Origin of the sequence: Siccirubricoccus sp. G192 (genome assembly GCF_019084075.1) — a bacterium.
GTDB lineage: Bacteria > Pseudomonadota > Alphaproteobacteria > Acetobacterales > Acetobacteraceae > G192.
In genome coordinates this window covers 748,952-768,465 of record NZ_JAHREN010000001.1, presented here as the reverse complement: position 1 = coordinate 768,465, position 19,514 = coordinate 748,952, and the positions used below count along the sequence as shown (strand labels likewise).

Sequence of the window (19,514 nt, the reverse complement as noted above, 5' to 3'; positions counted from 1 at the left end):
GGGGCGATGCGGCCGGGCAAAGGAGGCAGGGTGACGCCGATCGAGATCGCGCTGGCCGAGGCCCGCGCCGCCGCCGCGCGGGGCGAGGTGCCGGTCGGCGCCGTGGTGAGCGATGCCACGGGCCGGATCCTGGCCCGCGCCGGCAACCAAGTGGAGGCGCTGCACGACCCCTCCGCCCATGCCGAGATGCTGGCGCTGCGTGCCGCCGCGGCGGCGCGGGGCGGCAAGTGGCTGGCCGATTGCACCCTCACCGTGACCCTGGAGCCCTGCCCGATGTGCGCTCAGGCCGCCGCCTTCTTCCGGGTGGGGCGGGTGGTCTTCGGTGCCTATGACCCGAAGGGCGGCGGGGTGGAGCATGGCGCCCGCATCTTCGCCGCCGCCTCCTGCCACCATCGGCCGGAGGTGGTGGGCGGCCTGCGGGAGGGTGAATGCGCGTCTCTGCTGCGGGAATTCTTCGCGGCGCGGCGATAGGACCGGCCTCGCGCCGGATAGGGCCGCCACCGGCACGCGGCCGGCGATCCCGGCGGCGGGTCAGCCCTGCGGCGAGACGGGCCGTGGTGGCAGTTCGGCAGGCGGCTCGGGCTCCGCCACTTCCTGTTGCGGGCCGGTGCTACCGGCGGTCGGCGGCAGGCCGGCCACCCCGGCGAGACTCGCCGAGAGCAGGATGCGCCGCAGGAAATCCCCCCCAGGGGTCCACGCGCTTCATCCCTGCCGGTCCCCGGGCCGGGGTGATCCGCCGCGCCGCGTCGCAAGCCTGATCTGCATCTGCCGCGTCCCATCCATCGGCGGCAGCATGGCGGGCGCATGTGGCGCGAAGACGGCGGCCATGCAACCGAATGTTTCCGAAGAGCCCATCAATGCGCGCCTTTGGATCACGACTCTGTGATGGCGCCACGCCGGCGATACGGCGGCGGAAGGACCGCCGGGCGCGGATGGGCCGGTTGACGGGGTTCGGGCCGAAGGCTTGAACCCCGGGCGGGGGCCACGAGGGAAGGGACGTCCCATGCCGACACGCCGCAAGCTGCTCGCCACGCCACTGCTCGCCACGCCGCTGCTGCTGCCCGGCGCGGCGCGTGCCCAGGAAGCACCCTGGCCGTCCCGCCCGGTGCGGATCGTCATCCCCTATCCGCCGGGCGGCAGCACGGATGTGCTCGGCCGCGCCCTGGCGGAGCGGTTGCAGGCGGCGATCCCGGGCTCGACCTTCGTGGTGGAGAACCGGCCGGGCGGCGCCGCCGTGGTCGGCACCCAGGCGGTCGCGGCGGCGGCGGCGGATGGCTATACCCTGGCGCTCGGCAACAACCAGACCCATGCGGCCAATGCCGCCATGGTGCGGGACCTGCCCTATCGCCCGATCGAGGATTTCGCCCCGATCGGCCGCTTGGCCGAAGTGCACCACGCGCTGGTGGTGCCGGCCTCCTCCCCGGCCCGCAGCCTGGCGGTACTGGCGGCGCGGGGGCGCGAGGGCGGCCGGCTCACCTATGCCTCCTCCGGCGTCGGCTCGGCCAGCCATGTCATTGCGGAGAGCTTCGTCCGGCGGGAGCGGCTGGAGGCGACGCATGTGCCCTATCGCGGCGGCGCCCAGGCCACCACCGATACCGTCGGCGGCGTGGTGGATTTCTTCGTCTCCACCTGGCCGCAGGTGGTGGCGCTGGTGAAGGACGGGCGGCTGCGCTGCCTCGGCATCGGCGCGCCCGCCCGGCTGCCGGAGCTGCCCGAGGTGCCGACCTTCGCCGAGGCCGGCGCGCCCTACATGGCGGTGGATGCCTGGTTCGGCCTGTTTGCCCCCGCCCGCACCCCCGCCCCGGTGATCGGGCGGCTTTCAGAGGCGCTGCCACGGCTGCTGGCGGAGCCGGAACTGGCGGCGCGGCTGACCGGCCTCGGCTTCCAGGCGGCACCCCTGCCGGCCGCCGCCTTCGCCGCCTTCCAGCGCAGCGAGGTGGAGCGCTGGCGCGACCTGGTGGAACTGACCGGCATCCGGCTGGAAGGCTAGAGCAAACTCCGTCCGGGTGGAATCACCCGAGCGGAGTATTTGCTCGATGAAACAAAAGGCTGGAGTGGATTCCGTGAGCCCATGCGAACGGAAGAAACTCTAGGCCGGAGCGCGGGCCGGCCTGGAGGCGCGGGTGGCCCGCCTGGCTTGGCCACCCAGGCAGAAGCTGGCCATGGCCTGGAGCGAAAGCGCCGGCCGGCGCCGCCATGCGGTTCCGTCGCTTGGTCCGGCAGTGTCACGTTCCTGCGAGATTGATATTGGATCGTTACGTGTTTCTTAATTCGCCCTAGAGTTGCGCCCTACGAGACGGGACCACTTGTTCCGCAGGGTGCAAAAAAGGCGAAACTCATTGCGCGGTGGGACCAGGACCGGCAGCATCGCTTCCCTTGGGCTGCGCAGCGGACCCTCGCTACGCGGCAGGCTTTTCGCGCTTGCCGGGCTGCTGGCCCTGGCGATGGCCGGGCTGGCCGGGATCGCGGTGCTGGAAGCCCGGGGCGCGGCGCGCGACCGCGCGGCCGGCCAGCTTCTCGGCACGACCCGCATCCTGGCCCGTGTGGTGGACCACGAATTCGGGGAGGTCGAGGCGTTGCTGCTCGGCCTCGGCACCTCGCCGGCACTCGATCCGCTGCAGCCGGCGGTCTTCCTGGCACAGGCGGAGCAGGTGCTGGACCGGCTCGGCGGCGGGCCGATCCTGCTGCTCGGCGCCGATGGACGGCTGCTGTGGAGCACGGCGGTCCCGCCGGCAGTGCCAACCGCCGGGCCACCGGGGCTGCTGGCGGCCCTCGGCACCGGCCGCTTGGCCATCAGCGATCTCCTCGCCGGCCCCGCCCCGCGGGCCGTTTCCATCGCACTTGGCGTCCCGTTGCGGCGCCCCGCCGGCGACGCGGCGGCTGGGGCGATGCCCGCGGTGCTCGGCGCCTATCTGCCGCCCACCCTGCTGGCCGAGGCGCTGGCCGGGCAGTGGTTGCCGCAGGATTGGGTGGCGGCGGTGCTGGACCGCCGGTCCGGCATCGTGGCTCGGACGATGCAAGGGGCGGAGATTCTCAGTGGCCCCGCCATGGAAGAGGTCCGGGCGGGGCTCGCCGGGGCGGCCGAGGGCATCCTTCCGCGGCTGCGGACGCAGGACGGCACCCGGCATGTGGTGGCCTTCGCCCGCGCCCCGCGCAGCGGCTACGCCGTGCTGGTGCAGGTGCCGGAGGCCGGATTCGGCGGCGCATGGCAGGCGGCGCTGCTGCGGGCCGGGATGCTGGGCCTGGTTCTGGCTCTTGCGGGATTCGCCTTGGCGGGACTGCTGGCGCAGCGCATCGCCCAGGGCTTGCGCGCGCTGGGCGAAAGGATGCCGGCGCCGCCCGGGTTTCGGGAACTGGATGAGCTGGCGGGTAGGCTGGCCGCCTCCGCGCAGCAGCGCGACGCGGCCGCGGCGGCGCTGCATGACCGCAACGAATGGCTGGAGGCGAGCCAGCGCGCAGCCCAGGTCGGCACCTGGGACTGGGATCTCGGCACCGGTGTCCAGCGCTGGTCCGACCAGCAATTCCGGCTGCATGGGCTGGAGCCGGCGGCGCCGGGCGAGGTGGGGCCGGAAACCTGGCATGCCTGCATCCACCCGGAGGATCTCGCCCAGGTGATAGTGGCGGGGCAGGAGGCGCTGCGCACCGGCAGCCTCGATACCGAGTTCCGGGTGCGGCACCCGGACGGCAGCATCCGCTGGCTGGCCAGCCGCGCCGTGCTGGAGCGCGATGCCGAGGCCAGGCCGCGCCGGCTGCTCGGCCTGGACATCGATATCACCGACTACCGCGTCCTGCAGGCCGAGCGCGAGAAGCTGCTGCGGATGAAGGACCTGGTGGTGCTGGAGATGCACCACAGGGTCAAGAACAGCCTGCAATTGCTGCATGGCATGCTGCTGATGCAGGCGCGCAGCGTGCCGCCGGACGCCGCCGCCCGGCTGCGCGAGGGCGCGGCGCGGGTGCTGATCGTGGCCGCGCTGCACCGCCGCCTCTACGAGGAAGAGGCGGAGCAGGGCACCGACCTCGCCACCTATCTCACCGGGCTGATGCAGGACCTGCGCGGCTCGCTGCTCGGCGCCACGCCGGGGCGGAGCATCGAATTGCGCATCGAGCCCGGCTTCCGCCTCGCGGTCAGCCAGCTCGCCCCCTTCGGCCTGGTGGTGGCGGAGCTGGTGACCAATGCGCTGAAATACGGCGCCGGCCCGGTGGTGGTGATCTGCCGGCATGGGCCAGAGGGCATGGAACTGGCCGTGCAGGATGACGGGCCGGGCTTCCCGGCGGAATTCGATCCGGGCCGCGCGCGCGGCCTCGGCATGCGGCTCTCGCTCGCGCTGGTGCGGCACCACCATGGGCGGCTGGAGATCGACCGGGCGGCGCCTGGCGGGCGGGTGGTGCTGACCCTGCCGGAGGCGCCGGGCAGCGGCCTCAGCTACGCCGCTCCCAGCCCCGCGGTCCCTGCTGCCAGTAGCTGAGCGTGTGGCCGGCGGCTTTGGCGGTCCTCCAGCGGGCGCGGGCGGCGGTGACGGCGGCCTCGTCATTGCCGTCAAACAGGTCCAGCACGCGGTCGAACAGGGGAAGCCGGGCGGACTCCACGCCGTCCAGCAGGAACAGGAAGCGGGCGCCATTGGGGGCGCCCGCCTCCGGCGCATCCTCGGCGGTGAGCCAGATCGGCTGGTCCGCGGCCTGGCCGGTGGCAGGGCTGCCATGCGGCAGCCAGTCCGGCTCGGCGGAGAGCCAGAGCGCCGCGTCCAGCGCCGCCACCCGCTCGGCGCTGCCGGCCAGCACCATGGCGCGGCCGCCGCCTTCCAGCACGCGGCCGAGCAGGCGCGGCAGCACCTGCTCCAGCGGGCTGCGGGTGAGGTGGTAGAAGCCGATCTCCGCCATCGCGCGGGCCGCGCTCAGCCCTCGTAATGCTCCGCCACCAACCGGTCCAGCAGCCGTACGCCGAAGCCGGTGGCGCCCTTCGGCACCGTCGGCTGGTCCTTGGTGGCCCAGGCGGTGCCGGCGATGTCGAGATGCGCCCAGGGCATCGGGCCGGACTTGGTGCTGACGAAACGCTGGATGAACTGCGCCGCGGTGACGGAGCCGCCCGGCCGGCCGCCGACATTCTTCATGTCGGCGATGTCGGACTTGATCTGCTTGTCATAGGCCTCGCCGAGCGGCATCCGCCAGCAGGGCTCGGCCACGGCCTTGCCGGCGGCCAGGATGCGCCCGGCCAGCTCGTCGTCATTGCTGAAGAGCCCGGCATGTTCATGGCCAAGGGCGATGATGATGGCGCCGGTGAGCGTCGCTAGGTCCACCATGAAGCGCGGCTCGAACCGCTCCTGGCAATAGGCGATGACATCGGCCAGCACGAGGCGGCCTTCGGCATCGGTATTGATCACCTCCACCGTCTGGCCGGAATAGGTCTTCACCACATCGCCCGGCCGCTGCGCCGTACCGGAGGGCATGTTCTCGACCAGCCCCACCAGCCCCACCGCATCCACCTTGGCGCGCCGCCCGGCGAGCGCGGCCATCAGCCCGACCACGGCGGCGCTGCCGGCCATGTCGAATTTCATGTCCTCCATGCCGGCGGCCGGCCTGATAGAGATGCCGCCGGTATCGAAGGTGACGCCCTTGCCGATGAAGGCCACCGGGTTCTGCGCCGCGCGGCCCTTGCCGTTCTTGCCGCCGGAAGCGCCGAGCCACTGCATCACCACCACCCGCGGCTCGCAGGCCGAGCCCTGTGCCACGCCGAGGAGCGCGCCGAAGCCGAGCTTCTTCATCTCCTTCGGCCCCAGGATCTCGACCTGCACGCCGAGCTTCTCCAGGCCCTGGCAGCGATCCGCCATCTCCTCCGGGTTCAGGATATTGGGCGGCTCGGAGACCAGGTCGCGGGCCAGGAAGACGCCATCCGCCGCGGCGCGGAGCGGGGACCAGGCGGTCTTGGCCTCGGCGGTGGCATCGGTGGCCACCGTCACGCGCTCCAGCTTCGGCTTCTCCTCCTCCTTCTCGGTGGTGCGGTAGCGGCTGAAGCGGTAGCTCCGCAGCAGGAGCCCCATGGCCAGGGCGGCGGCCAGCGGCGCCGGCAGCGCCTCGGCCGCGATCACCGCCTCGCGCTCGGCGGTGATGAGGGGGGAGGATGGCGCCGCCCGCGGCCTCCGCCGCCTCCGGCGTGAGCTCGGCCGATTTGCCGAGGCCGATCGCCACGATGCGGGAGGGGCCCTGGGTGCCGTTGTCGAGCGCCGGCGCCCAGATGGTGCAGCTCTGCCCCTTGCGGCCCTTGAAGCTGGCGGCGGCGAGCGCGCGTTCCACCGCGCCGCCGCTCGCGGCATCCAGCACCTGGCGCAGCCCGGCTGCGATGCTGTCTTCCGCCACCGGCAGCACCAGCGCGCCATGGCGGGGCAGGGCGGGCTTCACGAAGGCGATGTCGAGCATTCTTCCGGGACCCCAGCGCAGTGATTGGACCCGGAGGATAGCACCGCCCCGCCCGGCTGCCGCAATCGGGCCAGGCGGTGCTGCTTTGCAGGGGGGCGCAGCGCGGCTAAACCCCCGCGCATGAATGATCCGGGATTGCTGGAATTGGCCGCCGGCCTGGCCCGCCGCGCCGCGCATGCGATCCAGGCGGTGCGCCGCGCCGGCTTCGTCGTGGACCGCAAATCCGACGAGAGCCCCGTCACCGAGGCCGACCGCATCGCCGAGGCGCTGATCGTCGAGGGGCTGCGCCAGGCCGCGCCGGGCATCCCCGTGGTGGCGGAGGAGGAGGTGGAGGCCGGCATCGTCACCGCCCCCGCCGCGCGCTTCTGGCTGGTCGATCCGCTGGACGGCACCCGCGATTCGCCAGGGGCGGCGATGAATACGCGGTCTGCATCGGCCTGGTGCGGGACGGGCGGGCACATCTCGGCGCCCTCGCTTTGCCGGCGACGGGGGAGGTGTTTGCCGGCCTGGCCGGCGCCGGCGCCTGGAAGCAGCAGGAGGAGGGGCCGCGCCAGGAGATCCGGGTGCGGCCGGTGCCGGCGGCGGGGCTGACCGTGCTGGCCAGCCGGCAATATGCCGATGACCCGCGGCTTGGCCCCTATCTGGCGGGGCGGCCGGTGGCGGAGCGGCGGGGCCTGGCCTCGGCGCTGAAATTCTGCCGGGTGGCGGAGGGGGCGGCCGATCTCTACCCCCGCTTCGGCCCCACCATGGAATGGGACACCGCCGCCGGCCAGGCGCTGGTGGAGGCGGCCGGCGGCAGCGTGACCGAGGTGGAGGGCGCGCCGCTCCGCTACGGCAAGCCGGGCTGGCGCAACCCCTCCTTCGTCTGCCACGGGCGCGGATGACGGCGCTGCTGCCACCGGCCGAACTCGCCCGCGCCGCCGCCCTGCTGCGCGCCGGCGAACTCGTCGCCTTCCCGACCGAGACGGTCTATGGGCTCGGCGGCGATGCCGGGAATGGGCGGGCGGTGGCGGGGATTTTCGCCGCCAAGGGAAGGCCGCATTTCAACCCGCTGATCTGCCACTACCCGGATGCGACGGCGGCCTTCGCCGATGTGGTCGCGGATGCGCGCGCCCGGGCGCTGGCCGCCCGCTTCTGGCCGGGGCCGCTCACCCTGGTGCTGCCGCGCCGCCCGGATTGCCGGGTGGACCTGCTGACGGGGGCGGGGCTGGAGACGCTGGCGGTGCGGGTGCCGGACCATCCGCTGGCGCTGGCACTGCTGCGGCAGGCGGGCGTGCCGGTGGCGGCACCTTCCGCCAACCGCTCCGGCGGGGTGAGCCCGACCACGGCGGCGCATGTGCTGGAGGGGCTTTCCGGCCGCATCGCCGCGGTGCTGGACGGTGGCCCCTGCGGGGTCGGCGTGGAGAGCACGGTGCTGGACCTCAGCGGCGCGGCGCCGCTGCTGCTGCGGCCGGGCGGCGTGACGCTGGAGGCGATCGAGGCGGTGCTCGGACCGGTGGCGCGGGTGCTGCCGACGGCGGGCGCCACGCCCCGCTCCCCGGGGCAGTTGCTCTCGCATTACGCGCCTGCCCTGCCGGTGCGGCGGCATGCCACGGCCATGGCAGCGGATGAGGCGCTGCTGGCCTTCGGCCCGCCCTTGCCCGGCGCCGCCATCACCTGGAACCTCTCCGAGACGGGCGACCTGGCCGAGGCCGCAGCCCGCCTCTTTGCCGGGCTGCGCTGGCTGGATGCGGAGGGTGCGCGGCGAGGCTGCCGTGGCATCGCCGCCATGCCGGTGCCGGAGACGGGGCTCGGCTTGGCCATCAACGACCGGCTGGCCCGCGCGGCGGCACCGCGGCGGTAATGCCAGCGGCCCGGCTCGCTGGGCGCACCACCGCATTCTGGCGCGAGTGAGGCCCGTCAGGCGGCCTTGAAGGGGGTTTCGGACCGTCTGAACGAGACGGTCGAGATAGACGGGTCCCGGCGTGACAGAGCGGCCGGGCGAGCGCGACAGGGCGAAGCGCGAGAGCCCCGCCCCATCGGGCCATGCCCGCCGGCCCCGGCCTTAGGCGGCCGCCTTGCCGGCCGCGAGCGCCTTCACATCGGCCGTGGTCAGTGGCTGGCCGCCGATCCCCCACTCGCCGCTGCGGACCTCCTGGATCGTCACCCAGGTGACGCCACGCATCGCCTCGCCCTCGACCTCGACCATGGCGTCCGTCAGCTTCTTGATGATCTGGCGCTTCTGCTCGGGGGTGAAGACTTCCTCAATCAGGTTCACCTGGATCAGCGGCATGGTTTCCTCCTCTCGACTCTCGGTCATCGCCGGTTTCTGCCCGGGACACCCGGATGCTAGGTCCGGCCACACCCGCCTGCATGATCCCAACATGAGAAATGCATGAGAATGGCGGGAGGCCGGGACCGGCCGGCGCGGCGCAAGCGGAGACCTGTTGGCAACCCTGCCGGAGCGCGTGGCGGCATGATGCGGGTGGTTCAGGCCTCGGCGCCCGGGCGCCCATCCGCCCCTGCACGGTAGACATAGCCAAATCCGCGCACCGTCTCGATCGCGCCGGCGCGGCTGCCGAGCTTGCGCCGCAGCGAGGCCACGACGGCATCCACCACATTGCTGCCGGCATCGAAACGCAGCCCCCAGACATCATGGATCAGGCCATCGCGCGGGACCGCCTCGCCCTGGCGCCCCACCAGATAGGCCATGACGTCGAACTCGCGCCGTGTCAGCGGCACGATCTGGCCATCCACGCGCAGCGCGCGCTTTGCCCGGTCCAGGAGGTCATCCTGCATCGCGATGCCGAGTTCCCTCGCCGCCAGCCGGAACAGCCAGCCATCGACCGAGCCCGGCCCCATGTCGAGCATCGCGGCCTGCATCCGATGGTTGCCGATCGCCACCGGGTCGGGCAGGGGGACGATACCGAGCGTGCTGGCGGCCGCGGCATAGGGCCCGAGATCGGCGAGCGCCATGTAGACGCGCCGCAGTTGTGGCCGCCGTTCCATGTAATGGCGCTTGATATCGAGCCAGCACGCGGCCTGCACCGCGGAGCGGCCTTCGCCCTCCGCCCGGCCCATCCAGCGGCGGAGCAGCAGGGCGGTCTGATTGCCATCGAGCGGGCGCTCGGAGATGTCGCGCAGGAAGCGTGCCGTCACCGGGTCCGCGCGCAGCGTGCCCGCGGCGGCCTCCGCGGCATCGAGTAGGCAATAGAAGCCCTCGACCGCGCGGTCCGGCCCGCGTGCGACGAAGAAGGCATGCGGCGCGGCATCCAGCCAGGTGCCCATCAGCGCGGCGCCGGCCGTGCCATCATGCTGGCTGGCCATGGCGAGGATCGCCGGCCCGTCGCCGGGCCGCGCCGGCTCCACCGCGAAATGCGTGGCGCCCTGCGGGAAGAAGGCCTCCCGGACCACCGGGTTGCGCATCAGGTGGATCAGGTCCGCGGTGCAGCGCCAGAGCTCGGCGGCGGGCGCGGTCTGCGCCTCCCGGCTCAATTGGCGCCAGGCTTCCTGCCGGTAGCGGCGGTGCAATTCGGGATCGGCGGCATGCAACTCGGCCGCCAGCGCCTCACGCACCGCTTCGTGCATCGCGAGCCCGTCGCGCATGGCCGTGACGAAGGGCAGCGCCGCGAGACGGTCGTATAGCGCACCGGGGTCGGATTGCGGCCGCAGCGCACGCAGCAGGCCGATGCTGACGCGGCGTGCGATGGAGGCAGCCCGCAGCCCCTCGCGCGTTTCCGCATCGGTGACATCGCCGAGATAGCGTCGGGCGAGTTGGGGAATCACCACCTCCAGCGGCTGCGCGCCATCCGATGACAGGGACTGCGCCGCCCGGGCCGCGAGGGCGAGGGCGAGCGGGTGCCCCGCGGCAAAGCCGATGATTCGTGGCGCCGCGTCCTGCGGCACCTCGAGCCGCTCCAGGAGCGCGGTCGCTTCGGCGACGGAGAGCATGCCGAGGGGCATTGCGCGGAACAGGCCCTGCCACTCCGGCGCCTCCGTCCAGGCGGCGGTGGGCGGCAGGCGGCTGGCCAGCAGGACCAGCGTGCGCTCGGGCAGGGCGGGCACCAGGCGCTGGCGCACCCAGGCGTCGAGCAGGCCGAAATGCTCATAGGCATCGAAGGCCAGCAGGAGGGGGGTGGGGCCGGCCGCAAGGGCCGCCGCGACGGTATCGAGCCGCGGCGCGCAGCCCAGGGACTGGCCCAGCTCCTTCAGCACGCCGCGCTCCGTCGGTTCGATGCTGCCGCACTCCACCGCAAGCACGGCCGCACCGGCGCCGCGCGCCTCCTCTGCGAAGGCTGTCAGGACGGCCGACTTGCCGACGCCGGACAGTCCATGCAGGTGGATGACGGCAGGTGCCCCCTCCGCCAGCGCCCGCCGCAATTGACTGAGTTCCGCCTGACGCCCGACCAGGCGCTCCCTTGCATTGCGCGACAGGCGATCGCGGATTGTCGGACACATCGCCGGGATCCTCCGATCCGAGCAGAACCCAAGTGGCGCCTGATCCGTGGACACGAACACGTCATTTGCGGGGCGGCGCCCAGGCTTACGGAACGGTTCGGAGAATTGGGCAGCCGCCTGTGCCAACTCACCCGACAAGCGGCAGGCTGACGCTCCCCGGCGAAGCCGGCGGCATAAGGGCGCTGTGCCCCGCCGCGGGAGCAAGGGCGTGGTACCGCGAAGGCAGCAGCGCGGCCTGCGTGCGGGTTTGCCGGGCAGGCCGGACGCTGGACCAGGCAGGAAATACGGGGCGTTTCCAGCCGGCACGGCCTTGGACTAGGCTCCCCGCAAGGTCGGCCGCCAGGGCGGGCCAGGAACCAGGTGGGGGAAACATGCAGGCCATCCGAGGCGGGGCGCTCGCGCTCGCGCTGTTCTTCGCGGCGCCCTTGCTCACGCCGTCCGCGGCGCGGGCGCAACTCTCCGACGACGTGGTGCGCGTCGGCGTGCTCACCGACCTCAGCGGCCCCTATGCCGATTTCGCCGGCCCCGGCTCGATCGTCGCCGCGCGGCTGGCGGCGGAGGACCATGGGCCAGTGCGCGGCCGCGCGGTCGAGGTGGTGGGCGGCGACCACCAGAACAAGCCGGATGTCGGCGGCGCCCTCGCTCGCCGCTGGATCGACATCGACCGCATGGACATGATCATCGACATGCCCAATTCCGCCGTGGCGCTGGCGGTGCAGCAGATCGGGCGGGAACGCAACCGCATCATCATCAACACCTCCGCCGCCTCCACCGAGCTCACGGGGCGGCAATGCTCGCCGGTGGGCTTCCACTGGGTCTCGGACAGCTACGCGCTCTCGCATGGCACCACGCGGGCGGTGATGCAGCAGGGTGGCACGAGCTGGTACTACCTCACCGTGGACTATGAGGGCGGCTATGCGCTGGAGCGTGCCTCGGAAGCCGTGGTGAACGCGCAGGGCGGCCGCGTGCTGGGCCGCGCCCGGCACCCGCTGAACACGCCGGACTTCTCCTCCTTCCTGTTGCAGGCGCAGGCCTCGCGCGCGCAGGTGGTGGCCCTGGCCAATGCCGGGACGGATACGGTCAATGCCATCAAGCAGGCCGGCGAGTTCGGGCTGACGCGCCAGGGCCAGCGGCTGGTCGGCATGTTCGTCAACATCACCGATGTGAAGGCGCTGGGCCTGGCCGCCGCGCAGGGGGTGGTGACGACCGAGGCCTGGTACTGGGACCGCGACGACGCAAGCCGCGCCTTCGCCCGCCGCTTCGCCGAACGCCATCGCGGCGCCATGCCGACGCAATACCAGGCCGGCGTCTATTCCGCCGTGCGCCATTACCTCAAGGCCATCGAGGCCGCCGGCACGGATGAGGCCATGGCGGTGGCGGCAAAGATGCGCGAGCTGCCGGTCGAGGACATGTTCGCGCATGGTGGCCGGGTGCGGCAGGACGGGCGGCATGTGCACGACCTCTACCTCGTCGAGGTCAAGAAGCCGGAGGATTCGCACGGCCCCTGGGACCTCTACCGCATCCTCTCCACCATCCCGGCGGACCAGGGCTTCCGCCCGCTGGCCGAGGGCGGCTGCCCGCTGGTGCAGCCATGAGCGAGACACTTGGCTTCATCGGCCTCGGCGCCATGGGCGCGCCGATGGTCCGCCGCCTGCTGGAAGCCGGCCATCGGGTGCTGGCGCATGACCTGAACGCGGTGGCACTCGCCGCCGCCGTGTCGCGTGGCGCCGAGGCGCGCGGCGGCACCGCGGCGGTGGCGGCGGAGGCGGAAACCGTGCTGGTCAGCCTGCCGACGCCGGATGCGGTGCGGCAGGTGGCGCTCGGCCCCGGCGGGCTGGCGGAGGGCGGCGCGCTGCGGCTCTACGTGGACCTCTCCACCACCGGCGCGCGGGTGGCGCAGGCGGTGGCGGCGGGCCTGGCGCCGCGCGGCGTGGTGGCGCTGGATGCGCCGGTGAGCGGCGGCGTGGCGGGGGCGGAGGCCGGCACGCTCTCGGTCATGGCGGCCGGCGACCGCGCCGCCTTCGACCGCATCCGGCCGGTGCTGGAGGTGATCGGCGCCAATACGGTCTTCGTCGGCGACAAGGTGGGGCAGGGCCAGACGCTGAAGCTGGTGAACAACCTGCTCGCCGCCACAAGCTGGGCCGCCGCCTGCGAGGTGCTGGCGATGGGCGCCAAGGCCGGGCTCGACCCGGAACTGATGGTCGGCGTCATCAACAAATCCTCCGGCCGCAGCTTCGCTACCGAGCGGTTCGCCGCCGGCCCGGTGCTGAGCCGCCGCTTCGATTTCGGCTTCCGCATGGAGCTTATGGCCAAGGACATGCGCCTGGCGCTGGAGGAGGCCGAGGCGCTGGGCCTGGTGATGCCCACCTGCAGCGCGGCCAAGCTGCTCTACGGGCTGGCGATGGCGCAGGGCGCGCCGGGCGCCGACGTGACCGAGTTGATGCGGGTGACGGAGGGCTGGGCCGGGACGGAACTGGCCGCGGCGCGGCGGAACGAGGCTTGAAGCGGGTGCCGGGCCGGTCTCGGCCCGGCGCCCCTTTCAGGTATTGCCGCGATAGACCGGCGTCAGCCAGTGCCGGTATTTCTCGACGCGCCCCTCCGCCACGTCGAAATAGAGCCGCTGGATGCGCTTCGTCAGCGCGCCCACTTTGCCGTCGCCAAGGTCATAGCGGTCGAGCGAGACCATCGGCGTGACCTCCGCGCCGGAGCCGCAGAAGAAGGCTTCCTCGGCCATATAGACCTCGGTGCGGTCGATCTCGCGCTCCTGCACCTCGAGGCCGAGTTCGTCGCGGATGAGTTCGATCAGCGTCTCCCGCGTGATGCTCTCCAGGATATCGGCGGTGACGGGGGGCGTGATGACGCGGCCCTGGCGCACCATCATGAAGCAGGCGGCGGGGCCCTCGGCCACCTTGCCGGCGGCATTCAGCATCAGCGCCGCGCCATAGCCGTTGCGCCGCGCCTCGACATGCGCGAGCCGGCTGTTGTGGTAGTTGCCGGCGGCCTTGATGCGGGATGGCATGGCGATGTCGCTGTTGCGCCGCCAGGTGCTGGTGCCCGCGGCCACGCCCTCGGTCAGCGCCTTGCCGCCGGGGCGCTTCACCGCGATGACGAACATGCCGGTGCGGATCTCGTCCGGCAGGTAGGAGGCGCCGCTGTCGCCCTCGCCGAAATAGACGGTGGGGCGGAAATGCACGTCGTTTCTGAAGCCGTTGCGGCGCAGCAGCTCACGGAAGGCGGCGGTGAGGTCCTCGTCGCTATAGGGGATCTGCATGTGCAGCATCCGCGCCGACTGCCGCAGCCGGCGCAGGTGGTCGGCATTGCGGAAGATGTAGAGCTCGTCATGCTCGGCATTGCCGTAGCCGCGCACACCCTCGAAGACCGAGGCGGCGCGGATCACCGCCTCGCTCGCCACATGGATGGTGGCCTCGGCCCAGGGGACGATGCGCCCGTCGAGCCATATGAATTCCGCCTTGCCGGCCATGCGATGCATCCCTCCGCTCTGGCCGGCAGAGTTCCGGGCCGGGGCGCCGGCGTCAAGCCGCGCCCCGCCATGGGCCGGTTCAGGCCGCCGTGCGCTCCAGCAGCTCGATCGAGACGTTCTGCGGGCCGCGGATGAAGGCGATGCGCACGCCGGGCCGCGCCTGCTTCGGCTCCATGGTGAATTGCACGCCACGCGCCTTCAGCTCCGCCGCGGCGGCGTCGATCCCCTGCACGATCAGCCCGAAATGGTCGAGCCCCTGATAGGGCAGATTGGGCGGCGCGGCGACATTCGCATCCGACTGCGCGATGAAGATGCTCTGGCCGCCGAGCTTCAGGTCGATGCGCGGCTTGCCGTCCTGCGTCGTGCGCAGCACCTCCGCGCCCAGCATCTCCTCATACCAGCGGGCGGTGGCCTCGGGATCGGGGCTGCGGAGATGGATGTGGTCGAAGCCGAATTTGGGCATGGGTTCCTCCCTCTGCGTGTCGCCGGATGGGATACTGGTGGTCCGATCCTGACGCTTGGTCCCCAAGCGTCAGGATCGGACCACCAAATCAAGACTAGTGGTGCAAATCCAACGGTCCTTTCCGTTGGATTTGCACCACTAGCATGTCAGGCGTCGCGCCGGGCCTGGGCGTTGCGGACGGACTGGGATACCTGCCCGATCTCGCGCGGGTCCACCCGCACCACATCCGTGATGTTCTCCCTGGGCCGCATTCCCTCCCCTGCCGTCTGGCCGGGATCGGGGTGATGCACGGGGGCGTTCCGCCTGCGGTCCAGGACCTCGCGCAGCCGGGCGGCATTCCGGGCGCGTGCGGCCTCGGTGCGCAGCCGCTCGATCCGATTGTTCACACGCCCCAGTGCCCGTGCGAAGACCTGCTTCTTGGCCGACAGGCCCCGCTCACTGGGCGTCTCCGGCGTCGCGCCGCGCGGCTCGGCCTTGCCCCGGCGGATGCGGCGGCGCTCCCGCACGATGTCGCGCGCCCTGGCGCGCTGCGAACGCAGCCAGCCTGCGAGTTCGACCAGTTCCTCGCGCGCAAGGCCACGAAGCGCGGGATAATGGCTGTTCGCCACGGGAGCATACTCGTTCTCGGCCAGCAGGCGGCGTTCGGCCGCAATCGTGTCGCCCATTCTGCTCTCCTCTGTCCTGGGGTGGGAGGCTGATGCTAATCTGCGGCCGGAGGCATTCCCATCGGGAAGGGCCACTTCAGTCCTGCGCTTCCGGCCTGCCTGCAACCTGGCTGGCCCTGCCGTGCCGGCACAGGATCTCGGCAATGCGATCCACATCAGCCGCCGGTGCCGCGACCTCCAGGATGGCGGTGCCGTTCCTGCCGCTCCGTATCGCTGCACGGCGGCGGTCGAGCGGAACCTTTCGCACCAGGTGCTCGATCGCGAGCTTGGCGGCAGTCTGGTCGCGCAGCCGGGCAAGCACCATGGCCCCGTCATGGATTTCGGTCTGCGGTTTCATCAGGCTGGCCGGGTCCACCGCCCGGGAGCCCACCGCAGCGGTGGTCGCCACCGGATCACTGGCCGGGAAGCTGTCATGCAGAGCGGTCTTGGCGCTGCGGTCCGGCGCCGCACCCGGCGTGGCATCGTGATGTGGATATGGGTAACGGGGATTGAGCATTTTTGATGTCTCTTTTTCTCAAATATATAATAGAACTAAATATAGCTCCTTATAATTTAAATGCAAGACAATAGAATTGAAAAACACAAGCCAGGATGGATATACTTATTCACCGAGCCGGCGCCGGCAAGGATAGCTGGAATCCATCCGTGGATTGCAGAGAGGAATTGAGCACCGCCGCTACATGATTGACGGGGCTCCACTTTCAGAAGGAATTTGGCCGATGTCGACCGGACCGCAGGCCAGGGTCGATGCGGGGCCCAACCGGGCGAGGCGTGCCCGCGATGCCACTTCCGATTAATTCTACAGATTTGGTCAGCAACCGCCTTGGCCCGGCCATGATGCGGCGTTATGCGGGGCCATGCTGACACAGAAGGCGAAATACGCATTGCAGGCGCTTGCCGTGCTTGCTGCCGCTGACCGGCAGGTGCCGCTGCCGATCCACGAGATTGCGGACCGCGCCCATGCGCCGCGGAAATTCCTCGAAGCCATCCTGCTGGAGTTGCGTCGGCACGGGGTACTGGCCAGCACCCGTGGCAAGGCCGGCGGCTATGTGCTGGCGCGGCCGGCGGAGCGGATCGGCCTCGGCGATGTCATCCGCATGGTGGATGGGCCGCTGGCGCCCATCCCCTGCGCCAGCCTCACCGCCTATCGCCCCTGCGCCGATTGCGCGGATCCCGAGACCTGCACGCTTCGCCGGGTCATGCGGCGGGTGCGGGATGCCACCGCGGCGATCCTGGACGGCACCACGGTGGCCGATCTGGCGGGCCAATCCGCCGCAATGGAACTCGTCGCGGCGGGTTGACCATTTGCCGACAGCACTGCCGATCAGGGGGCAGACGCAAGCAACACGCTCTGTTCCGTCCAGAGTCCTGCCGAATGAGTACTACCCCCCGAAACTGTCTGGCTCCGGCACCTCCTTGCTGGCCCTCACGGTTCCGGCCGCATCCGCTGCCTGAACCCAGGTAGCGGTGCCGCGCTGCTCGTCCGGTGAGGCCTGGATTGGTGCATCCGACCGGTTGCAGGGCGGTTCGGCCTGCTCCGGCAGTTTTGCGCCGGCCTGTTCAGGCAGCGGTTCGGTAGGCATCGGAGCCTTTTCCATTCGCAACCTCCTCCTCAACGGCTAACGCTGGTCACCACAGGCGCCGCCCTGCTGAACGCGGTCCGCAACCGGCACGGGGCATCCGGATCGCGAGCCGCCGTCAGAAGCACGAATGACGACCGCCGCCAGGCCGATAGATGGCAGCGGGTGAGCGTAACTCATGCTGGCCTCTGCCGTTCCCGTCCAAACCAAGCCTGATAATAGCCGTTCTTTCAGGCGCTCGCACCAATGAGCACTGGGAGGTCGATCATGGCTGTCGTGAAAGTCATCGAACTGCTGGGCGAGAGCGAACAAAGCTGGGAGGACGCCACGAAACAGGTCGTCGCCGAGGCAACAAAGACCTTGCACGGCGTCACCTCCGTCTACATCAAGGAATTCCAGGCGACAGTCGAGAACGACAAGGTGAAGAACTTCCGCGTCGATGCGAAGGTTTCGTTCCTTCTTGAAAGAAAGTAGGCAGGCCTGTGCCCATATCCTGGGTCCACCAAAGAATAGAGCGAAGTCGGGAGACGATCTCGATGACTGACAAGCAGGGTTCCGGCCACCACCAGAAGAAGGGTGGCCAGCAACAGGGCCAGCAGCAGCGCGGCCAGATGTCGCATGACGACCGACGCAATGAGAGCGGGAAGACGGGCGGCGAGCCTTTGCGTCAGGACGAGCACCCGGACAGGCGCAGCCACATGGAGCGCGAGAAGGCAGAGAAAGGCCGGGGCAGTCCAGCCTGACACACACACACACACACAGAGGGAGCGGCGTGGTCTTGGCCCCGTTCGGGCGCCGGACGGCTTGCGCTGCGGCCTATGCCGGCCGTCGTGATGAGTGTCTGCATGGCCTCCCTGCGCCTCGCCAAGGGCATGGCCACCGCACTTGACCTGGGCGGCCACGAAAGGGGCCCTCCGCTCGGCGGCCCTTGGTTGGTAGTGGCCATGCGGTCGCCGGGACCTGGGGAGAACGCCTCTGCGCCCATCTGTGATCAGCATGGAAACGACCAGGACAAGGCGTTTCAAGCCAAGAAATCCGCCGGGACCATGGCCTTCGACAGATTCGAAGCGCCATTCCCACCCTCGCGTCCACCTGCCTCCGCTGCGCCGTAGGCATCCTGGGCCGCGGCCTTGAGGAGAGCGGCGATACCGGGCCCATGCCGGGCTTGACCGCGGGCGCCGCGCCGAACCAGTTTCGCGCCTTCCTATAGCCCGGGGGCGGGGCCGCCACAGCGCATGGACCAGCAGACCGAACTCGCCAAGGTGAAGGCGCGCATCCGCGCGCTCGCCGCCCGCACCACCGAACGCGGCTGTTCCGAGGCCGAGGCCATGGCCGCCGCCGCCAAGGTGGGCGAACTGCTCGACATCTACGGCCTCTCGATGTCCGAGGTGGAGCTGCGCGAGGAAGCCTGCCTGCAACGCCGCATCCCCCTCGGCGGCCCGCACCGGCTGGCGCTGCGCTGGCTCTTCCCCGCGCTGCTGCGCTTCTGCGAATGCCGCGGCTGGACCGATGGGCGGGAGGATTTCGTGCTGTTCGGCCTAGAGCCGGATGTGGAGATGGCGCACTACCTGCTGCACGTCATCGCCGGCGCCCTGGCGCATGAGGAGGTCCGCTACCGCGCCAGCCGCGACTATGCCGCCCGCCGCCACCAGGCCCAGGCGGTGCTGCGTAGCTTCCGCTACGGCTTCGCCGACCGGCTCTCGAAGCGGCTGGACGAGATGGCGGAGGCCCGCCACGCCGCCGCCGAAGCCAGGCGCCAGGCCACGGCCACCACCTCCACCGCCCTGGTCCTGGCCAAGGAGCGCAAGCTGGAGGAGGGCTTCCGCGGCCTCGGCCTCAGGCTCCGCACCGTCTATAGCGCCGCCACGGTGCGCGACCGCGGTGCCTATGGGCGGGGTGCCGAGGCCGGCGGCCGGGTCGGGCTGGAGCGGCCGCTCGGCACCGGCGCCGGGCCGGCCCGCCTGCCCCGCCGATGAGCCGGACCGACGCCGCCGCCCGCCGGCTCTATGCCTGGGAGGATGCGGAGGTGGCGCCGCGCGACCTTTCCCTGGTGCCCTTCGCGCAATTGCAGGCGTTGGTGGACCATGTCTGGGCCGCCGAGGGGCTGCGCTTCCCGCCGCGCATCCGGCCGCTGCCGCGCGGCGCGCGCGCCACCCTGGCCCGCGCCTCCCGCCTGGCGATCGAGGCGCCGGCGGAATTGCCAAGCTGGATCCTGCTGCATGAGATCGCGCATGCCATGACCAGCACGGCGGAGGGCGGGAATGCCGGCCACGGCCCGCGCTTCGTCGGTCTCTACCTGCATCTGCTGGCCCGCCACGCGCGGCTGCCGCGGGAGGCGCTGGCCGCCTCCCTCGCCGCCGCCGGCATCGCCTTCGAAGCCGGGGCGCGACCGGTGTTCCTCGATCCCTGAATCCTCCGGGCCCTTTCGCCCGACCCGGCTGTCCGATTGGACTTCGCTCCCGTCGCGCCGCTCATGG

At 71.3% G+C, this 19,514-nt stretch carries 18 protein-coding genes and 2 pseudogenes; 12 read left to right on the top strand and 8 right to left on the bottom strand.

The window, feature by feature from the left end; all coding sequences use genetic code 11:
* Positions 1-6: 6 nt before the first annotated feature.
* The 3 genes from KSF81_RS03610 to KSF81_RS03600 all read left to right on the top strand — a co-directional run bounded on the left by KSF81_RS03610 (position 7) and on the right by KSF81_RS03600 (position 4,466).
* Positions 7-471 carry a nucleoside deaminase gene (locus KSF81_RS03610; protein WP_217377792.1) on the top strand — a complete coding sequence of 155 codons (465 nt, stop codon included), beginning with the start codon at positions 7-9 and terminating at the stop codon, positions 469-471.
* Positions 472-1,003: 532 nt separating this feature from the next.
* The gene (locus KSF81_RS03605) at positions 1,004-1,990 is read left to right on the top strand and encodes a tripartite tricarboxylate transporter substrate binding protein (protein WP_217377791.1); all 987 of its coding nucleotides are present in this window, start codon (positions 1,004-1,006) and stop codon (positions 1,988-1,990) included.
* Between the two features lie 349 nt (positions 1,991-2,339).
* Complete coding sequence (locus KSF81_RS03600; RefSeq protein ID WP_217377789.1) at positions 2,340-4,466, top strand: sensor histidine kinase; 2,127 nt, start codon at positions 2,340-2,342, stop codon at positions 4,464-4,466.
* On the opposite strand, the gene KSF81_RS03595 is transcribed toward KSF81_RS03600, so the two are convergent.
* Positions 4,420-4,878: a DNA polymerase III subunit chi gene (locus tag KSF81_RS03595; protein WP_217377787.1), complete on the bottom strand. Its 459-nt coding sequence runs from the start codon at positions 4,876-4,878 to the stop codon at positions 4,420-4,422. The two genes, KSF81_RS03600 and KSF81_RS03595, sit on opposite strands and share 47 nt — an antisense overlap.
* A 14-nt stretch (positions 4,879-4,892) precedes the next feature.
* Positions 4,893-6,411 (bottom strand): annotated as a pseudogene (locus KSF81_RS03590) (leucyl aminopeptidase).
* Between the two features lie 120 nt (positions 6,412-6,531).
* Here KSF81_RS03590 and cysQ point away from each other — a divergent pair.
* Positions 6,532-7,295: pseudogene (cysQ, locus tag KSF81_RS03585) on the top strand (3'(2'),5'-bisphosphate nucleotidase CysQ).
* Positions 7,292-8,254 carry an L-threonylcarbamoyladenylate synthase gene (locus tag KSF81_RS03580; RefSeq protein WP_217377785.1) on the top strand — a complete coding sequence of 321 codons (963 nt, stop codon included), beginning with the start codon at positions 7,292-7,294 and terminating at the stop codon, positions 8,252-8,254. The pseudogene cysQ and the gene KSF81_RS03580 overlap by 4 nt, the downstream one beginning before the upstream one ends.
* Before the next feature lie 201 nt (positions 8,255-8,455).
* Here the strand turns inward: KSF81_RS03580 and KSF81_RS03575 are convergent, their stop codons facing one another.
* Together KSF81_RS03575 and KSF81_RS03570 are read right to left on the bottom strand one after the other, a co-directional pair.
* Positions 8,456-8,710 (bottom strand): tautomerase family protein, encoded by a 255-nt coding sequence (locus tag KSF81_RS03575; RefSeq protein ID WP_217377784.1) that lies wholly within the window; start codon positions 8,708-8,710, stop codon positions 8,456-8,458.
* A gap of 170 nt (positions 8,711-8,880) precedes the next feature.
* Complete coding sequence (locus tag KSF81_RS03570) at positions 8,881-10,848, bottom strand: winged helix-turn-helix domain-containing protein (RefSeq protein ID WP_217377783.1); 1,968 nt, start codon at positions 10,846-10,848, stop codon at positions 8,881-8,883.
* A 371-nt stretch (positions 10,849-11,219) separates the two neighbouring features.
* Between KSF81_RS03570 and KSF81_RS03565 the strand changes: the two genes are divergently transcribed.
* Both KSF81_RS03565 and KSF81_RS03560 read left to right on the top strand, forming a co-directional pair.
* The gene (locus KSF81_RS03565) at positions 11,220-12,443 is read left to right on the top strand and encodes an ABC transporter substrate-binding protein (RefSeq protein ID WP_217377781.1); all 1,224 of its coding nucleotides are present in this window, start codon (positions 11,220-11,222) and stop codon (positions 12,441-12,443) included.
* Positions 12,440-13,351, top strand: a complete 912-nt coding sequence (locus tag KSF81_RS03560) for an NAD(P)-dependent oxidoreductase (protein WP_217377780.1) — start codon at positions 12,440-12,442, stop codon at positions 13,349-13,351. Before KSF81_RS03565 ends, KSF81_RS03560 begins: the two co-directional genes overlap by 4 nt.
* Positions 13,352-13,387: 36 nt before the next feature.
* Here the strand turns inward: KSF81_RS03560 and KSF81_RS03555 are convergent, their stop codons facing one another.
* The 4 genes from KSF81_RS03555 to KSF81_RS03540 form a co-directional block, all read right to left on the bottom strand.
* The gene (locus KSF81_RS03555; RefSeq protein ID WP_217377779.1) at positions 13,388-14,329 is read right to left on the bottom strand and encodes a branched-chain amino acid transaminase; all 942 of its coding nucleotides are present in this window, start codon (positions 14,327-14,329) and stop codon (positions 13,388-13,390) included.
* A 79-nt stretch (positions 14,330-14,408) separates the two neighbouring features.
* Complete coding sequence (locus KSF81_RS03550; RefSeq protein ID WP_217377777.1) at positions 14,409-14,792, bottom strand: VOC family protein; 384 nt, start codon at positions 14,790-14,792, stop codon at positions 14,409-14,411.
* Positions 14,793-14,938: 146 nt separating this feature from the next.
* Entirely contained in the window at positions 14,939-15,457 is a 519-nt protein-coding gene (locus KSF81_RS03545) for a hypothetical protein (RefSeq protein ID WP_217377775.1), read from the bottom strand.
* A gap of 76 nt (positions 15,458-15,533) precedes the next feature.
* Positions 15,534-15,953, bottom strand: coding sequence for a hypothetical protein (locus tag KSF81_RS03540; protein WP_217377774.1), 420 nt, complete (start codon positions 15,951-15,953; stop codon positions 15,534-15,536).
* Positions 15,954-16,314: 361 nt separating this feature from the next.
* On the opposite strand from KSF81_RS03540, the gene KSF81_RS03535 reads away from it, so the two are divergent.
* The 5 genes from KSF81_RS03535 (at position 16,315) to KSF81_RS03515 (ending at position 19,447) form a co-directional block, all read left to right on the top strand.
* Complete coding sequence (locus KSF81_RS03535) at positions 16,315-16,758, top strand: Rrf2 family transcriptional regulator (protein WP_217377772.1); 444 nt, start codon at positions 16,315-16,317, stop codon at positions 16,756-16,758.
* Between the two features lie 546 nt (positions 16,759-17,304).
* Positions 17,305-17,511, top strand: a complete 207-nt coding sequence (locus KSF81_RS03530; protein WP_217377771.1) for a dodecin family protein — start codon at positions 17,305-17,307, stop codon at positions 17,509-17,511.
* Positions 17,512-17,573: 62 nt separating this feature from the next.
* On the top strand, positions 17,574-17,780 hold the full coding sequence (locus KSF81_RS03525; RefSeq protein WP_217377770.1) for a hypothetical protein: 207 nt from the start codon (positions 17,574-17,576) through the stop codon (positions 17,778-17,780).
* A gap of 492 nt (positions 17,781-18,272) precedes the next feature.
* Complete coding sequence (locus KSF81_RS03520; RefSeq protein ID WP_217377768.1) at positions 18,273-19,013, top strand: DUF2786 domain-containing protein; 741 nt, start codon at positions 18,273-18,275, stop codon at positions 19,011-19,013.
* Positions 19,010-19,447, top strand: coding sequence for a hypothetical protein (locus KSF81_RS03515; protein ID WP_217377767.1), 438 nt, complete (start codon positions 19,010-19,012; stop codon positions 19,445-19,447). Before KSF81_RS03520 ends, KSF81_RS03515 begins: the two co-directional genes overlap by 4 nt.
* Positions 19,448-19,514: the final 67 nt, after the last annotated feature.

Coding starts and splice junctions, on each gene's coding strand:
- KSF81_RS03610 (WP_217377792.1), top strand. CDS start 7: ATGCGGCCGGGCAAAGGAGGCAGGGTGACGCCGATCGAGATCGCGCTG.
- KSF81_RS03605 (WP_217377791.1), top strand. CDS start 1,004: ATGCCGACACGCCGCAAGCTGCTCGCCACGCCACTGCTCGCCACGCCG.
- KSF81_RS03595 (WP_217377787.1), bottom strand. CDS start 4,878: ATGGCGGAGATCGGCTTCTACCACCTCACCCGCAGCCCGCTGGAGCAG.
- KSF81_RS03580 (WP_217377785.1), top strand. CDS start 7,292: ATGACGGCGCTGCTGCCACCGGCCGAACTCGCCCGCGCCGCCGCCCTG.
- KSF81_RS03575 (WP_217377784.1), bottom strand. CDS start 8,710: ATGACCGAGAGTCGAGAGGAGGAAACCATGCCGCTGATCCAGGTGAAC.
- KSF81_RS03570 (WP_217377783.1), bottom strand. CDS start 10,848: ATGTGTCCGACAATCCGCGATCGCCTGTCGCGCAATGCAAGGGAGCGC.
- KSF81_RS03565 (WP_217377781.1), top strand. CDS start 11,220: ATGCAGGCCATCCGAGGCGGGGCGCTCGCGCTCGCGCTGTTCTTCGCG.
- KSF81_RS03560 (WP_217377780.1), top strand. CDS start 12,440: ATGAGCGAGACACTTGGCTTCATCGGCCTCGGCGCCATGGGCGCGCCG.
- KSF81_RS03555 (WP_217377779.1), bottom strand. CDS start 14,329: ATGGCCGGCAAGGCGGAATTCATATGGCTCGACGGGCGCATCGTCCCC.
- KSF81_RS03550 (WP_217377777.1), bottom strand. CDS start 14,792: ATGCCCAAATTCGGCTTCGACCACATCCATCTCCGCAGCCCCGATCCC.
- KSF81_RS03545 (WP_217377775.1), bottom strand. CDS start 15,457: ATGGGCGACACGATTGCGGCCGAACGCCGCCTGCTGGCCGAGAACGAG.
- KSF81_RS03540 (WP_217377774.1), bottom strand. CDS start 15,953: ATGCTCAATCCCCGTTACCCATATCCACATCACGATGCCACGCCGGGT.
- KSF81_RS03535 (WP_217377772.1), top strand. CDS start 16,315: ATGCTGACACAGAAGGCGAAATACGCATTGCAGGCGCTTGCCGTGCTT.
- KSF81_RS03530 (WP_217377771.1), top strand. CDS start 17,305: ATGGCTGTCGTGAAAGTCATCGAACTGCTGGGCGAGAGCGAACAAAGC.
- KSF81_RS03525 (WP_217377770.1), top strand. CDS start 17,574: ATGACTGACAAGCAGGGTTCCGGCCACCACCAGAAGAAGGGTGGCCAG.
- KSF81_RS03520 (WP_217377768.1), top strand. CDS start 18,273: ATGGACCAGCAGACCGAACTCGCCAAGGTGAAGGCGCGCATCCGCGCG.
- KSF81_RS03515 (WP_217377767.1), top strand. CDS start 19,010: ATGAGCCGGACCGACGCCGCCGCCCGCCGGCTCTATGCCTGGGAGGAT.